1 pseudogene is annotated in these 205 nt (G+C 64.4%); it reads left to right on the top strand.

The features are described from left to right. Window positions 1-205: pseudogene (locus ACWGTO_RS34085) on the top strand (IS5/IS1182 family transposase); the annotation flags it as partial.

The raw sequence follows: 205 nt of genomic DNA, 5'->3' as shown, positions 1-205 counted from the left end.
GCGAAGGGCTGATGGAGAAGCTGTTCGCAGAGTTGGACCGGCAGTTGGAGAAGGCCGGCGTGATCCTGAAGCGCGGCACGATGCTGGACGCAACGCTGATCAGTGCGGTCTCGGCGCCACCGACGAATGAACGGCCATCGAAGGATGCGGACGCCCGCGTCACCGCACGCAAGGGCAAGAAGGGCCTCACCTTCGGCTACAAGGC

Source organism: Mesorhizobium sp. PL10 (assembly GCF_053714315.1).
The sequence above is the reverse complement of the archived record's forward strand: the minus strand, read 5'-3'. Positions and strand labels throughout refer to the sequence as shown.